12 protein-coding genes are annotated in these 11,580 nt (G+C 74.2%); 4 read left to right on the top strand and 8 right to left on the bottom strand.

Going from position 1 to position 11,580, the window contains the following annotated elements:
* Positions 1 to 28: 28 nt before the first annotated feature.
* On the bottom strand, positions 29 to 898 hold the full coding sequence (locus ACWEVP_RS33705; RefSeq protein ID WP_452066612.1) for a hypothetical protein: 870 nt from the start codon (positions 896 to 898) through the stop codon (positions 29 to 31).
* Complete coding sequence (locus tag ACWEVP_RS33700) at positions 895 to 1,896, bottom strand: SPFH domain-containing protein (RefSeq protein ID WP_452066611.1); 1,002 nt, start codon at positions 1,894 to 1,896, stop codon at positions 895 to 897. The genes ACWEVP_RS33705 and ACWEVP_RS33700 overlap by 4 nt, the downstream gene beginning before the upstream one ends.
* A gap of 84 nt (positions 1,897 to 1,980) precedes the next feature.
* On the opposite strand from ACWEVP_RS33700, the gene ACWEVP_RS33695 reads away from it, so the two are divergent.
* Genes ACWEVP_RS33695 through ACWEVP_RS33685 form a run of 3 tightly spaced genes read left to right on the top strand, consistent with a single transcriptional unit; the run spans position 1,981 to position 2,982 of the window.
* Positions 1,981 to 2,658, top strand: a complete 678-nt coding sequence (locus tag ACWEVP_RS33695) for an NUDIX hydrolase (protein ID WP_452066610.1) — start codon at positions 1,981 to 1,983, stop codon at positions 2,656 to 2,658.
* A gap of 36 nt (positions 2,659 to 2,694) precedes the next feature.
* A complete protein-coding gene (locus ACWEVP_RS33690) occupies positions 2,695 to 2,820 on the top strand; it encodes a hypothetical protein (RefSeq protein WP_452066609.1) in 126 nt (41 codons plus the stop codon).
* A gap of 36 nt (positions 2,821 to 2,856) precedes the next feature.
* Positions 2,857 to 2,982, top strand: coding sequence for a hypothetical protein (locus ACWEVP_RS33685; RefSeq protein ID WP_452066608.1), 126 nt, complete (start codon positions 2,857 to 2,859; stop codon positions 2,980 to 2,982).
* Positions 2,983 to 2,985: 3 nt separating this feature from the next.
* Here ACWEVP_RS33685 and ACWEVP_RS33680 read toward each other — a convergent pair whose 3' ends face one another.
* Genes ACWEVP_RS33680 through ACWEVP_RS33665 form a run of 4 tightly spaced genes read right to left on the bottom strand, consistent with a single transcriptional unit; the run spans position 2,986 to position 7,232 of the window.
* Positions 2,986 to 4,740 (bottom strand): FtsX-like permease family protein, encoded by a 1,755-nt coding sequence (locus ACWEVP_RS33680; protein WP_452066607.1) that lies wholly within the window; start codon positions 4,738 to 4,740, stop codon positions 2,986 to 2,988.
* A gap of 3 nt (positions 4,741 to 4,743) precedes the next feature.
* Positions 4,744 to 5,544, bottom strand: coding sequence for an ABC transporter ATP-binding protein (locus tag ACWEVP_RS33675; RefSeq protein ID WP_452066606.1), 801 nt, complete (start codon positions 5,542 to 5,544; stop codon positions 4,744 to 4,746).
* Complete coding sequence (locus tag ACWEVP_RS33670; RefSeq protein ID WP_452066605.1) at positions 5,541 to 6,071, bottom strand: PadR family transcriptional regulator; 531 nt, start codon at positions 6,069 to 6,071, stop codon at positions 5,541 to 5,543. Before ACWEVP_RS33670 ends, ACWEVP_RS33675 begins: the two co-directional genes overlap by 4 nt.
* Before the next feature lie 33 nt (positions 6,072 to 6,104).
* Positions 6,105 to 7,232, bottom strand: a complete 1,128-nt coding sequence (locus ACWEVP_RS33665) for an FAD-dependent monooxygenase (protein ID WP_452066604.1) — start codon at positions 7,230 to 7,232, stop codon at positions 6,105 to 6,107.
* A gap of 88 nt (positions 7,233 to 7,320) precedes the next feature.
* Between ACWEVP_RS33665 and ACWEVP_RS33660 the strand changes: the two genes are divergently transcribed.
* Positions 7,321 to 8,016 carry a TetR family transcriptional regulator gene (locus tag ACWEVP_RS33660; protein WP_452066603.1) on the top strand — a complete coding sequence of 232 codons (696 nt, stop codon included), beginning with the start codon at positions 7,321 to 7,323 and terminating at the stop codon, positions 8,014 to 8,016.
* A 19-nt stretch (positions 8,017 to 8,035) separates the two neighbouring features.
* Here ACWEVP_RS33660 and ACWEVP_RS33655 read toward each other — a convergent pair whose 3' ends face one another.
* Complete coding sequence (locus ACWEVP_RS33655) at positions 8,036 to 8,629, bottom strand: hypothetical protein (RefSeq protein ID WP_452066602.1); 594 nt, start codon at positions 8,627 to 8,629, stop codon at positions 8,036 to 8,038.
* Positions 8,630 to 8,691: 62 nt separating this feature from the next.
* The gene (locus tag ACWEVP_RS33650; protein ID WP_452066601.1) at positions 8,692 to 11,538 is read right to left on the bottom strand and encodes a glycoside hydrolase family 2 TIM barrel-domain containing protein; all 2,847 of its coding nucleotides are present in this window, start codon (positions 11,536 to 11,538) and stop codon (positions 8,692 to 8,694) included.
* Positions 11,539 to 11,580: the final 42 nt, after the last annotated feature.

Here is an 11,580-nt window from a genome sequence, read left to right as displayed (position 1 = left end):
ACGCCCCCTCGGTGTGCCGGACCGGCGGTCACCGCACCAGGCGGACGGTCTTCGCCGCCGGGACGAAGGTCGCCGTCTGACCGCGGGTGAGGGCGACCGCGTCGGACTCGAGGCCGTCGCCGAACGCGACCAGGCGATCGGACTCGACCTCGACCGTCAGCGGCGCGCGCGTCAGTTCTCCTTCGGTGCAGGTGGTTCCGGTCGCCGGGGACGGCCAGGCCTCGCGCACGAACCAGACGAGCCGGGCCTCGCCGGGCGCGGGCAGGCGAAGCGCGCTGCCGCGTTCACGCCAGACCGACCCGCACCAGCCGGTGGCGCCGGTGCCCGTCCCGACGAGGATCCCCGAGGACGCTTGGCGTTCCGCCGGCCCGCCATCGACCCCCAGCCGGTAGCGGGCCGTCTGGTGCCCGGCGTGCCCCAGGTAGATCTCGTTGAGCGCGAGCAGCCGCTGGCCGTCGTCCGCGGTCAGCTCGGCCATCGTCCGGTGCTCGACGTCGCCGGTGGACCGCACCAGGTCCGCGACCGCCGCCGGCGGGTGCCGCACGAGCACCCCGGGAGCGCCCGGCGCGATCCCGATCACCGGCTGGCCGTCGAGGTACTTGGCCACGTTCGCGACGAGCCCGTCCTGGCCGACCACGACGACGACGTCCTCCGGGGTGAACAGGAACCGGTCGAGGTCCGCCCGTTCGACCTCGCCGCGGCGCCAGTCGAGCGGGATCGCCGCCGACGCCGCGGCGAGCGCCGCGCGCACGGCGGCGTCCGCCTCGGTCACCTCGGCCAGGTCGCGCCCGCGCGTGCGCAGGAAGAACTCGGCCTGACCGCGCGTGCCGTGCCGGGCGAGCAGCTCGGCCAGCTCGGTGCGCCGGTGCACCAGCACGACGCGCGGGGCGAGGCTCACGACCGCACACCCAGCTTCGTCAGCAGTGGCGCCAGCAGGTCGGGCGTGACCGTCAGGCTGTCGATCTGGGGCAGGTTGCCCGCGAGCTCTTTGAGCGCCAGTCCGGTGAGGACGCCCTCGGGCAGGTCGCGGTACGCGGCCAGCCGCGCGGCCTCCCCGGCCGCTTCCGCTTCGCCGAGCGCACGCTTGCCGTCGGCTTCCACGAGCGTCAGGCGCTCCTTGCGCGAGGCCTGCGCCTCGGTCTCGATCCGGCTCGCCGCCGCGGCTTCTTCGGCCTGGCGCCGGGCGTTCGCGCCGCGCTGGGTCAGCAGCTGCTCCTCGCGGCGGGCCAGCTCGATCTGGTTCTGCAGCTCGTTCTCGCTGATCGCGCGCTCGCGTTCGACGGCGAGTGCCCGGCGTTCGTAGGTCGCCCGGTCGGCCTCCTGCTGGACCTTCTCCCGCGCGGTCGTCTGCAACGCCTTCTCGACCTCCGGCTCGGCCCGGATCGCGACGACCCGGACGTCGACCACGGCCGAGCCGGTCTGCGCGAGCCGGGTGTCCTCTTCGGCGAGCCCGGCGCGGATCCGGTCGCGGACCGCTCGGACACCGTCGACGAGTGCGTTTTCGAGGGGCGTGCGGGTCAGGACTTCGACGGCGTACTGCTGGACGTTCTCGGTGAGCAGCCCGCTGATCTGGGCGAGGGGATCGCTTCTCCAGCGCCCGGTGTCCGGGTCGATGGAGAAGTCGATGCGCTGCGCGGCCAGTTCGGGGTTCTCGATCCGGAAGGTCAGCGCGAGCTGGACGGTCACGTCCTGGAAGTCGGCCGTGCGGGCGTGGAACAGCAGCGGCAGCTCGCGGTCGTCGACCGGGACTTCCGAGACGACCGCGGTCAGCGGCCGGTACCAGAAGGACAGCCCGACGCCGTCGTGCGCGAGCTTGCCGCGGCGGTAGTGGCGGATGTGGACGGTCGGTGCCCCGCGCAGGTGGCGGAACCCGAAGCGGCGGTCGATGTCGGCCATGGAGCCCTCCTCTTATCGTCGAGGTGACGATATGCGCACCGACGCCTAATCGTCAAGCTGACGATTACCGGGTAGGGTGGTGGCATGGGTCACCCGCCGTTCGCCGTCACCGTCGACCTCGTCGTGCTCACCCTGACCGGGGACGAGCTGTGCGCCCTCGTCGTGCGCCGGGGCATCGAGCCGTACCGGGGGGAGTGGGCGCTGCCCGGCGGGTTCGTCCGCGAGGACGAGGACCTCGCGGACGCGGCGCGCCGTGAGCTGGCCGAGGAGACCGGGCTCGCCCCCGGGACCGTCCACATCGAACAGCTCGCCGGCTACGGCGCGCCGGACCGGGACCCGCGGATGCGCGTGGTCACCGTCGCCCACCTGGCGCTGGCGCCGGATCTGCCGACGCCGAGCGCGGGCACGGACGCGGCGGAGGCGCGCTGGACACCGGTGCGCGCACTGGCCCGCGAGCACCTGGCGTTCGACCACGACCGGATCCTGGCCGACGGGGTGGAGAGGGCCCGCGCGAAACTGGAGTACTCGCCGCTGGCCACGGCGTTCTGCCCACCCGAGTTCACGGTCGCGGAGCTGCGCCGGGTGTACGAGCTGGTGTGGGACACCCGGCTGGACCCGCGCAATTTCCACCGGAAGGTGACCGGCGCGGAGGGGCTGCTGGAGCCGACCGGGCGCACGACCACCCGGGACGGCGGGCGGCCCGCGCAGCTGTACCGGCGGGGGAAGGCGGAGCTGCTGTACCCGCCGATGTTGCGCGCGTGACGCTCAGGCGAGGGCACGTCCGGCCGGGTGGCGGGTGTGGGCCCACGCGGGCAACGCGGTGAGCAGGCCGACCGCCACCAGCACGCCGAGGGCGGCGAGCGGCTGCCCCGGCGTCGGCGGGGGAAGGCGGAGCTGCTGTACCCGCCGATGCTGCGCGTGTGACGTTCAGCCGAGGGCACGTCCGGCCGGGTGGCGGGTGTGGGCCCACGCGGGCAACGCGGTGAGCACGCCGACCGCCACCAGCACGCCGAGGGCGGCGAGCGGCTGCCCCGGCGTCGGCGGGGGAAGGCGGAGCTGCTGTACCCGCCGATGCTGCGCGCGTGACGTTCAGCCGAGGGCACGTCCGGCCGGGTGGCGGGTGTGAGCCCACGCGGGCAACGCGGTCAGCACGCCGACCGCCAGGAGCACGCCGAGGGCGGCGAGCAGCTGCCACGACGCCGGTGGAGCGACGAACTTGGGGTTGAGAAAGCCATACAGCGCGGTCCCGCCCCAGATCCCGATGAGCACCGCGAGGAGCGCGGGCAGGAGCTGTGCGGTGCACAGCGCGGCGACGACCTGGCCGGGCGTGGCGCCGAGGGTGCGGCTGACGGCGAGCGCCCGGCGGGCCTGGACCGCGCTGCTCCAGCCGACGAACACGGCGTTGAGCGTGGAAAGCGCGGCCAGCGCGAAGGTGACGCCGAGGGCGACCTGGCCGATCCGGGCGTTGATCACCGCCATGGCGGGATCGGTCAGGCCGGTGCTCGTGCCGTGGGCGACGGTGGTGCGGAAGGCGAGCAGGGCGGAGACCGTCACGCTGACGGCGACCGTGCCGAGCGCGGTGAGGGCCGCGCGGCCGGGCCGGCGGGCGATCAGCCGGACCCCGAGCAGGAGCGACGTCGGCAGGTACGCCGTCACCGCGGTCAGCCGCGGGTGGCGCCCGACCGGCTCGGCCAGGGTCCGCGCCGTGCTCGTGCGGGCGGCCCGCAGGACGGGCCCGAGCGTCCCGGTCAGGACCACCAGCGCGCCGAGGACGAGCACGGCGACGACGGTGCCGGCGTCCGGCGGCCGGGTCGTCACGAGCAGGCCGGCGCTGGGGTTGGCCAGCGCGGGCGCGGCGAGCGTCCCGGCGGTCAGCCCGAGCGCGGTGGCGAGCGCGGTCGGCAGCAGGTACTGCGCCAGCAGCACGGCGGCCACGGTTCGCGGCCCGGCCCCGACGGCCTTGAGCAACCCGGCCCGCCGCCGGTCGCGGCCGGCGCGCACGGCGGCGAGCGCGGCGAGGGTGACGATCGCGGCCGCGGCCAGCAGCCAGCCACCGATGACGAGGGTGGGCTGGGTGTCCTTGATCATGTTCCGGTCGCCCTGCAGCACCGTCCGCCAGTCGTGGGTGTTGACCCAGGCGGCCCCGCGGTCGGTGAAGTCGGTTTCGCGCCACTCGACAGTGCGGTCCGGGTCGGTGAGCTTCACGTGGATGAGGTGGACGGCTTCCGCGTCGCCGGCCGCGGCGTGGGCGTCGACGTCGGTGAACCAGAGGCGGCCACCCCGGTCGGTCGGCCCGGCCCCCTGCGCCCAGTCGCTCCACGGGTAGACCGGTGTCGCGGCGCTGACCGCGATGCCGACCACCGGGTAGGCGTGGTCCCGGAAGGTGATGCTGTCACCGACGTGCACGCCGTAGACGTCCGCGAAACCGCGTTCGACCACCGCGCCGCCCGGGCGCACCCAGGAGCCGTCGGTCACGAGTGGACGGTCCACAGTGGAGGGCCGGACCGCCCGCCCCTCGATGGAGGTGTGCGCGTCGCGTCCGTGGATCCGGACCACGGCGTCGAAGGCGAACACCGGATCGGCCTGCTCGGCGACGCCGGGCGTGTCCGCGATCCGCCGGGCCACGACCGACGGGTCGGGCGCCGTCGTGATGGCCGTGATGTCGGGGCCGGCGGTGGCCGCGCGGGTGTTCTCGTACCCGGTCGTCACGGCGCTGCCGATCGCCAGGCCGAGGGTCAGGGCGGCGGTCGCGGCGGTGACGGCGACCAGGAACAGCGCGGCCTCGCCGGGACGGCGGCGCAGGTCGCGCGCGGCCAGGCGCCACACGAGCAGCAGACGCCCCACGGCTCAGCCGCCCCAGCTCAGCAGCGCGCCGAGCGGGGCCGTGGCGCCGTCGAGACGGGTGTCGTCGACGAGGGCGCCGTCGCGCAGCGAGACGACGCGGTCGGCGGTGGCGGCGACGCGGTCGTCGTGGGTGACCACGACGAGGGTCTGGCCGGCGGCGCGCAGCTCGTCGAAGAGACGGAGGACGTCGCGGGTAGCGGTGCTGTCGAGGTTCCCGGTCGGCTCGTCGGCGAGCACGACGAGGGGCTCGTTGACCAGCGCCCGGGCGACGGCGACCCGTTGCCGCTGGCCACCGGAGAGCTCGGCGGGCAGGTGGCGGGCGCGGTCGCCGAGCCCGACGCGGTCGAGCAGCGCGGTGGCGCGGGAGCGGGCTTCACGCGGTGAGGCGCCGGCGAGGAGGGCGGGCAGCTCGACGTTCTCCGCGGCGGTCAGCTCGTCCATGAGGTGGAAGTCCTGGAAGACGAACCCGGTGGCCCGCCGGCGCAGGCGGGCGAGGGCGCGTTCCCCGAGGTGGTCGATCCGGCGGCCGCCGAGCCGGACCTGGCCGCGGGTGGGGCGGTCGAGCCCGCCGAGCAGCTGGAGCAGGGTGGACTTCCCGCAGCCGCTCGGTCCGGTGACGGCGAGCGTCTGCCCGGCGGGGACGTCGAGGTCGATGCCGTCCACGGCGCGGACGAGGGTCTCGGCGCGGCCGTAGGTGCGGGTGAGGCCGATCGCCTGGAGGACAGGTGCTTCCCCGCCGGGCCGCGGTGGCGCGGTCGTTCGTCGTTGCCGCGTTTCCCCGAGCCGCCGGCCGTCTCCCGTCATGACTTTCCGCCTTTCCCGCGGGCGGACCACGTCCGCTCGCACGCCTCCAGCCAGCGCAGCTCGGCCTGCCACCGCAGCGTGATGCCCTCCAGGAGCAGACCGGCTTCCGAGTCCGTTTCCTGGGCGAGCGCCGCGTGCTGGGCGTCGGCGAGGCTGCGGAGCAGCTCTCGCCGGCGCGCGTCCACCAGCGCCACCGGGTCGGCCAGGCCCGACTCGGCCGCGGCGACCAGTTTCAGGTGGAACTCCGCGACGTCCGCCTTGGGCCCGGCGCCCTCGGCCAGCCACGCGACCACCCGCTCCTGGCCGGCCGCGGTCAGCGCGTACACCTTGCGCCGCGGACCGCGGACCGGCGCTTCCTCCCGCTCTTGGACGACCAGCCCCGCCTTCTCCACCCGGGTGAGCGTCACGTAGATCTGTCCCACGTTCAGCGATTCCCCCACCGGTCCGAGCGCCGACACCAGCCGCCGCCGCAGGTCGTAGCCGTGCGACGGTTCCTTCGCCAGCAGAGCCAGCACCACGTCCTGCACGGCCCAATAGATAGCGGTTAGTCAAAGGGTGTGTCAAGCGGGCACGAGCCGCCGCGCGGCCGTGACCAGGGGCAGCAGGCGCGTGCCGAGGTTGCGGGCCGCCAAGCCGCCGCGGGTGGCCGGGATGAGCAGGGCCGCCGCCGTGGAAACGTTGCGCTGCTTGGGTTCCACCAGCTTCCGGTGCACTGCCTCGTACCGGCGGAACGCCGCCGCCGCGTCGCGCGGGGTCCGGGCCAGCTCCTCCGCCAGGGTGTGCGCGCCGGCCATCGCCAGCGTCGAGCCGTCGCCGAACAGCGACACGCACGACGCCGCGTCCCCGGCCAGCGTGATCCGCCCGGCCGACCAGCCGGCCATCCGCACCCGGCTCACCGAGTCCAGGTACAGGTCGCCGGCCTCGCGCACGCGGTCCAGCAGCTCCGGCACGCGCCAGCCGGCGCCTTCGTAGGCCACGGCGAGCATCCGCTTGTGCAGCCCCGTGTCCCGGTGGTCGAACCCCGGGACGGTGGCGCCGCGGAACATAAACGCGGCGATCCCGCGGCCGCGCGACGGGTGCACCGCGACCGCCCGTCCCGGCGAGTTGTACATCACCAGCTCGGTGCGGTCGGCGGGCGGCTCGGCCAGCGGCAGCGTCGCGATGTAGACGCCCATGTGCTCGACGAACGCGTGCTCCGGCCCGAACACCAGCCGCCGCACGGCCGAGTGCAGGCCGTCGGCGCCGACCACCAGGTCGAAGCGGCGGGGAGCGCCCCGCTCGAACGCGACGTCGACGCCGCCGGCGTCCTGGCGCAGCTCGGTGATCGAGTCGTGGAAGACGAACTCCGCGTCCTCGCGCGCGGCTTCGTGCAGGATCGCCGCGAGGTCGGTGCGCGGCAGCTCGATCCCGCCGTCGCCACCCATCGCGACGCGGCCGGTCCGGCGCCCGGCGTCGTCGACGAACTTCAGCGACCGCACGGTGGTGCTCGCCTCGCGCAGCCGCGCGGTGATGCCCATCCGGTCGGCGACCCGCGCGGCCGGCCCGCGCACGTCGACCGGGCTGCCGCTCGAACGCGGCCCGGCGGCGCGTTCGACGACGGTCGGCCGGAAGCCGGCGCGGGCCAGCCAGTACGCCAAGGTCGGCCCGGCGACGCCCGCGCCGGAGATCAGTACGGTCTGCTCGGTCATGGTGAAACCCCCATCGAAGTCCTGACCATCGGTCAGTCACGACCGTACGCTCCTGTCCAACGGTCAGGCAAGCGGCTAGGCTCGCACGATGACCGACGACACCCGCGCCCGGATCCTGCGCGCCGCGCTCGAGGAGTTCTCCGAGCGCGGCTTCCACGCGGTGTCGGTCCGGGAGCTGGCCGAACGCGTCGGCGTGACCAAGACCGCCGTGCTATACCACTTCCCCGGCAAGGCGGACATCGTGACGGCGCTGGCCGAGCCGCTGCTGGCCGACCTCGAAACGGCCGTGGCGAAGGCCGCGGACGCCGCCGACCCGCGCGCCGCCGCGATCGAGGGACTCCTCGACGTGTGGCTGAGCCACCGCTACCTGCTCCGGATGAACCTGCGCGACCTCGGGCTCACCGCGTCGAAGACGGTGTTCGACCGGTTCCGCGACGGCATGCTCAAGGCGAACCACCTGGTGGCGGGCCCCGCCGCGGACCTGACGGGCCGGGTCCGCGCGGCACAGGCGATCGCGATGCTCAGCGACCCGGTGGTGCTGTTCGCCGACGCGCCGGCGGACGAACTGCGCGCGGCGGTCCTCGACGGCGTCGACCGGCTGTACGCAGCCGCGGAGCCCGAAGCGAGGCGACGCGGCCGCCGCGGCCGTCCGCCGGTGATGAGCCCGGAGACGATCGAGGCGGCCCGCCGGCTCTACGACGCCGGCCACGCGCCTGCCGACATCGCGACCGCGCTCGGCGTCTCCCGCGCCACGATCTACCGGCACCTGCCGGGAGTGGATTAATGAGACGAATTAATGAGACTTATTGAGACGTGACCTCGATCGCCGGCAACGCCGAGAGCTGGGCGGGCGTCAGCTTCGCCGCGGCCGCGAACACCGTCTGCTGGTGGTCCTTGATGCGCTCGTCCACCAGCCGGCTCAGCTCGAACGCCAGCCGCCCGGTCTGCTTCACCGTGACCTCGTCCACCAGCGGCCGCGCGGCCGAAGTGATGACCACTCCCGAAGCCTCGCCGGCCGAGGATTGGGAGACGCCGACCGCGTAGGCCTCGCGCGGGTTGACCGGCCCGTCGATCGCAAAGTCGCGGATCCGGCCCAGCAGCGCGTGCCATTCGGCGACCTCGCCCGGCACGCCGGTGGCTTCGACGTCGCCGACCGTCAGGTGCAGGCCGCGGTCGCCGGTGCGGAAGCAGCGGGCGTAGGAGTTCAGCGCGGACACCCACAGCGCCTCGACGACCACGGCGTCGACGCGCGGGCGGGCCAGCTCGGCCACCAGCCGTTCGCAGCACTCCAGGGTGAACTGCAGGTCGTCGAAGAGCGCGACGAGATCGGCCAGGCCCAACGCGCCGGGGGTCGCGAGCTGCCGGGCGCTCGTGGGGGTCGTCGTGGAAGGGGTCATCCGGGACGCTCCTGCCGTCGGTCGGACCTCCACGACACCGCATCCGGGCCCGCCCCGGGGTCTCAATTTGCGACAGTGCCCGCCACGGGCCGGAACGACAGCGTGAACGACGTCTCCCGCGGCACCAGCCGGTACCGCGGCAGCACGCCGGGCCCGCAGGCCGCCGTCCCGAGGCCGTGGTGGGCCACGTCCAGCGTCAGGTGGACGAGCGAGCCGGACTCCAGCTCGTCGGTGTGCCGCGCCGCCTCCAGGGCCGCCGCCGTCCAGCGGCGGGCGGTGAAGTCGAACGCCGGGTCGCCGTCGATGCGCAGGCCGGTGCCGTCCGGGCCGGTGAGGCGAGCCCAGCGCACGTCCGTCCGGTTGCCGTTCTCCTGTGGGAAGACGTACGGCGTCTGCAGGCCGTCGACGCTGCTGGAGAACCGCCCGATCCGCACCGCCCGGCGGCTGTCCGGGTACGCCTCGCCGGGGCCGCCGCCGAACCACTCGGCCGAGCCGAACGTGCCCGGGACCGCCATCGTCAGGCCGAGCCGGGGGAGCGTGCCCGGGAACTCGCCGTCGGGAGTGACGTCGACCCGCAACCGCAGGCCGCCGTCGAACGCCGTCCACGTGTAGTCCGCGAACAGGCCGAACGGCTGGGCCGGCGGGGCGACGCGGGTGCGCACCACCAGTTCGCCGCCGTCGGCGTCCACCGCGCTCACCCGGTGCTGCATCCGGTGCAGGCCCGCCGCCCGCCACCGCGACGCTTCGGACGGCCCGGGCGACGAGCCGCGGTCGTTGTCCGTCGTGGCGCGCCAGACGTCCAGCCGCGGGCCCTGCACCGGGAGGCCGCCGAGCGTGGTCAGCGTGCCGGTCGCCGGGTCGAACTCGCCGTCGCCGAGGAGGAGCCGTCCGGACGTGCGGAACACCGGACCCCGCGGCGAAGGCGATGCACGGGACGGCGGGGGCGAAACCGGCAGCTGGCCCCAGCCGACGACGTGCCCGGCAGGCGCCCACGCGGTCCCGGACGTCAGCGACGCCGAGACGGTCAGCCACGACTCGCCGCCCGTGCCGGGCAGCGAAGGCAACGACACCACCACACTCTGTCCTGAAGGGACGTTCGGCACGTCGAGAACGCCTTGAGCGACGCCGATTCCCTCGTCTTCCAGGACCCAGGTGAACGTCAAGTGCCCGGTGCCGGCGAAGTCGTAGTGGTTCGACACCCGGAGGCCGGCGGGATCCGCCTCGATCCGGACCGGCTCGATGATCTTCGCGAACTCCGTCAGCCCCGGCGACGGCGTGCGGTCCGGGAAGAGCAGCCCGTCGATGACGAAGTTGCCGTCGTGGATCGTCTCGCCGAAGTCGCCGCCGTAGGCGAAGTGACCGGGCGCGGCCAGGCCGTGGTCGATCCACTCCCAGACGAACCCGCCCTGGCAGTTCGGGTACCGCTCGAACAGCTCGCGGTATTCGAGCAGCCCGCCCGGCCCGTTGCCCATCGCGTGCGCGTACTCGCACAGGATGAACGGCAGCTCCCGGCGACGCTGGTTGTCGTCCTCGCGGCGCCCGATCCGCTCCACTTCGGACGGTGTCGCATACATGCGGCTGTGGACGTCCACATAGGAGCAGTCGTGGTCGCCTTCGTAGTGCACCGGCCGGCTCGGGTCGCGCTCACGCACCCACTCCGCCATCCGCGCCAGGTTGTCGCCGGTGTGGCTCTCGTTGCCCAGGGACCAGAGGATCACGCTGGGCCGGTTCTTGTCCCGCTCGACCGTGCGCCGCATCCGGTCGAGGTAGGCGTCCGTCCACATCGGCTCGGAGCTGGGGTTGCGATCCCAGCCGAGCGGCCCGAACCCGTGCGTTTCGAGGTCGCACTCGTCGACGACCCACAGACCGTACTCGTCGCACAGCTCGAGGAACGCGGGATCCGGCGGGTAGTGGCTGGTCCGGACGGCGTTGACGTGGTGGCGCTTCATCGCCAGGACGTCGGCCAGCGCGGTCTCCCGCGACACGACCCGTCCGGTCCGCGGGTCGTGCTCGTGCCGGTTCACCCCGCGCAGCAGCAGGCGCCGCCCGTTGACCTTGAGCTGTCCGTCCTCGATCGTCACGGTCCGGAAGCCGATCCGCACCGGCACCCGTTCGGCCACAGTGGACAGCGTGCCGTCGTACAACGTCGGTGTCTCGGCGCTCCACGGTTCGACGGGCAGTTCGAGGGGCTCCCCGGCCGGGTGGCCGGCGACGCCCAGCGACGGGATGTCCAGCACGACGTCCGGGGCGGTGTCGACCCGGACCGTGCCCAGCCCGGTCGTGTGGTCGTAGTCCGCGTGGAGCCAGTAGTCGGCGATGCCGCCGGCCGGCCGGGCGAGCAGCGTCACGGCCCGGAAGATGCCGGACAGCCACCACATGTCCTGGTCTTCGAGGTAGCTGCCGGCCGACCACTGGTGCACGCGCACGACGAGGACGTTGCCGCGCGGCTCCAGGAGTGACCCGACCTCGAACTCCGCCGGCAGCCGGCTGCCCTTCGTGACACCGAGCTCGGTGCCGTTGAGCCAGATCCGGCCGCAGGAGTCGATCCCGTCGAAGCGCAGCAGCGCCGGCCCGGACGGCCAGCCGGGCGGCAGGTCGAACCGCAGCCGGTGGTCACCGGTCGGGTTCTCCGACGGCACGTGCGGCGGATCGACCGGGAAGGGGTAGTGCACGTTCGTGTACGCGGGCGCGCCGTGCCCGTGCAGCTGCCACAGCGACGGCACCGGCAGCTCGTCCCACGCGGAGTCGTCGAACCCGGGGTCGGCGACGTCCGGGGGAGCGGCGGCGACGCTTGGCGACAGGCGGAACCGCCATGCGCCGGTCAGCGACAGCGCCGGCGCGTCGGAGCCGAAGGCCGAGCGCGGAGCCACTGAGCCGTAGCCCGGTCCCGGGTCTTCGACGTACGCCATGACACCTCCCGTGAGCGTTCCCGTGAACGTTCACGGGCGCCG

The organism is Amycolatopsis sp. NPDC003865, assembly GCF_053605345.1.
Note: the sequence above shows the minus strand (reverse complement) of the source record. Positions and strands in the feature narration are given on the sequence as shown.